Here is a 2,399-nt window from a genome sequence, read left to right on the forward strand (position 1 = left end):
AATTGTCAGCTAACAAATTGTTCAAGAGGGATTCAGCACACGTGGCATTTTTACTATGCGTTGGTTTAAGTGATTAAGGTGGTATGCGGTAGCATCGGTGTTGCGTGCTTCACCCCTTAACAAGGCGTTATAGCGCAGTGGAGGCTATATGGAAAAATTAGAGTTGGTAAAATTTGGATTCATTTGTATCACTACATTTTGCTCGCTATGTACATTCATACTATTGCTTAGGTCTAAGCGTATATCTTTCTCTACAAAGTCGGGTTTGAGGATGATTAATGGTAAGTATCAAGCTGTAATTACTGTTACAAATCGAGGCGAGAAATCAATAGTAGTGAACTCGGTAAGATTTCCAATCATCATGTGGGATAATGAACCTCGTCTTCCTGTCCCACGTCTGCTAAAACTTTTCCGTTTATTAGATGATTTAACAGGTAATCAACCTCTTTCAGTTTATGCTAGCGACAAGGTTGTTACATATGATCGTGAACGATCTAAAGCTCTAGCTACAGGTGAATCAATTACCGCATACATACCATTAGACGATATGATGGACGTATTCTTTGATAGTGGAGAGTTTTTGCTTGGTTCGAGACTTTCCATCTTTCTATATCTATCGTTTATGCAAATTCAAGTTGCGACTTCGCTCGGTAAAATAAATAAAAAATTAGCTAAGTGGGATATTCGTTATTATCTAGTAAGTAATTATAGTACTGATGAACGTCTGACAAACGCAAGAAATGCGCTATAACAAACAATTTAAGAGGGATTCACAACGCTTGGCATTTTTGTTTCTACTTCAAATTTAGTGTTTATAGCACAATGCCTTAGGTTTGGGTGGAGGCGTTGTTCACCCCTTAACAGAGCGTTATACGCCAGAGTTCTCCTCGTGCTAGATAAAATATAAATTGAGTAATAAATGACGATACAACAATACTCGCCAATCAACTACGATGGCTCTCGGAAAGTATTCAAAGATGAGTCAGCAAACATTGCGGCTTTGACAGATATCATCACACGCAGGTTGGCGCAAAGTGAAGAGTGGAGTTATGTCAACCCAGGAGATTTGGGGTTTGAAATCTACACCAAATCGTTATATCTGAATTTAGCTGACATTGACAGTGCATTGCACTCTCTTGTCGCTTGGCAATATTTTGACTCAAAAAGTATTGAATATGCCTTACTGGAGGGAGGCGAAAAGATTACGATTTCGTTACCAAACAAAGAGGTGTCATTTAGCTTTCACACTGGCAAGGATTACCGTGGGATTGAAGGTAACGATCTAACGGTATCAACATGGCGCTCCTTGTTGTGCGAAGATTTTGATAGCGCAAGACGCTTCGTTGAAATCGTGGATCACCCGCAAATTGAGTGGCAAAGTGAGTCTGATAAGATTTTACTCAAGATGCTCGGGTGCGTTTTTGGCTTGACTGATGGCGAGCCTACGGATTTGATTCAGGAGTACGTCAACTTTAGTGCTTCCGAGCCGGTGAATCACGGTGAACCTGATGCTGTCACCTACCTTCATTTACCAATGATCGATGTCATAATGAAAGTATTTGGTGGCGCTGATGAAAAAACCTACCAAAAGGCAATGTACTCGGCAGTTCAAAATCACCATGAATATTGGAGCCAGCCACGTTTGAATGATTCAAGACACGGCTATTTCTCCATGCAACTGACCACCCTGGCCAAAGTCGCCTTTGCAAGGCATGGTTACTGCATTGGTTTTGAGACTGACTACGTACCAGAGGCGTTCTGTAACCAACCGCTACCCACGTTGAGCTATGATTTTTTAAATAAATACACAGCACAAGAACACGACTAAACGGTATTACCTCTTCTAGTTTGCGTATAACAAACTGTTTAAGAGTGATTCGCAACGCGTGGCATTTTTACTATGCGTTGGTTTTAGTGTTTAAGGTGGTATGCGGCGGCTTCGGTATTGCGTTGCTCACACCTTAACAGGGCGTTATATTTTACAAGGAGTGTATATGAAAAAACTGAGTATATTGTCACTAAGTTTTTTAATTTTATGTGGTTGTGCATCAAAACAGGAAGTGTATCTGACACAATCTCCAATAAAAGTTGAGCAACATGACTTAGGTGATTATTGGGTTCAGTCGTCAGAGGATTTTAGATTTAGTTTGAAGTCTAATATAAAGGTGCCAAAAACAGGTGGTTATGTCTTAATTAACTATTTAATAGACTCGAATGGCGAGGTATTTAATCCTACAATTGTTGAGTCGTCTCCTAAGGGTGAATGGGATCTAATTGCCTTAAAAGCGTTAAGTAAAGTTGAATACGTACCATCCGAGTCTAACTCACTGAATATACCAGTATATGTGACAACTGAAATTAAATTTTCGGAATAGAAAAATATAACAAACTGTTCAAGA

General features: G+C 39.6%; 3 protein-coding genes. All 3 read left to right on the plus strand.

Annotated features, from left to right (window positions below):
* The first annotated feature begins 271 nt into the window (after positions 1-271).
* Positions 272-751 (plus strand): hypothetical protein, encoded by a 480-nt coding sequence (locus BIW15_RS23960; RefSeq protein WP_218673964.1) that lies wholly within the window; start codon positions 272-274, stop codon positions 749-751.
* A gap of 168 nt (positions 752-919) precedes the next feature.
* Complete coding sequence (locus BIW15_RS23965) at positions 920-1,828, plus strand: Imm49 family immunity protein (protein ID WP_077281759.1); 909 nt, start codon at positions 920-922, stop codon at positions 1,826-1,828.
* 166 nt (positions 1,829-1,994) lie between these two features.
* A complete protein-coding gene (locus BIW15_RS23975; protein WP_179115341.1) occupies positions 1,995-2,375 on the plus strand; it encodes a TonB family protein in 381 nt (126 codons plus the stop codon).
* Positions 2,376-2,399: the final 24 nt, after the last annotated feature.

The sequence above is a fragment of the Vibrio sp. SALL6 genome, assembly GCF_002002385.1.
GTDB classification, from domain to species: Bacteria; Pseudomonadota; Gammaproteobacteria; order Enterobacterales; family Vibrionaceae; genus Vibrio; species Vibrio parahaemolyticus.

Excerpts from the sequence above, each read along its gene's own strand:
- BIW15_RS23975 (WP_179115341.1), top strand. The coding sequence starts at position 1,995 with ATGAAAAAACTGAGTATATTGTCACTAAGTTTTTTAATTTTATGTGGT.
- BIW15_RS23965 (WP_077281759.1), top strand. The coding sequence starts at position 920 with ATGACGATACAACAATACTCGCCAATCAACTACGATGGCTCTCGGAAA.
- BIW15_RS23960 (WP_218673964.1), top strand. The coding sequence starts at position 272 with ATGATTAATGGTAAGTATCAAGCTGTAATTACTGTTACAAATCGAGGC.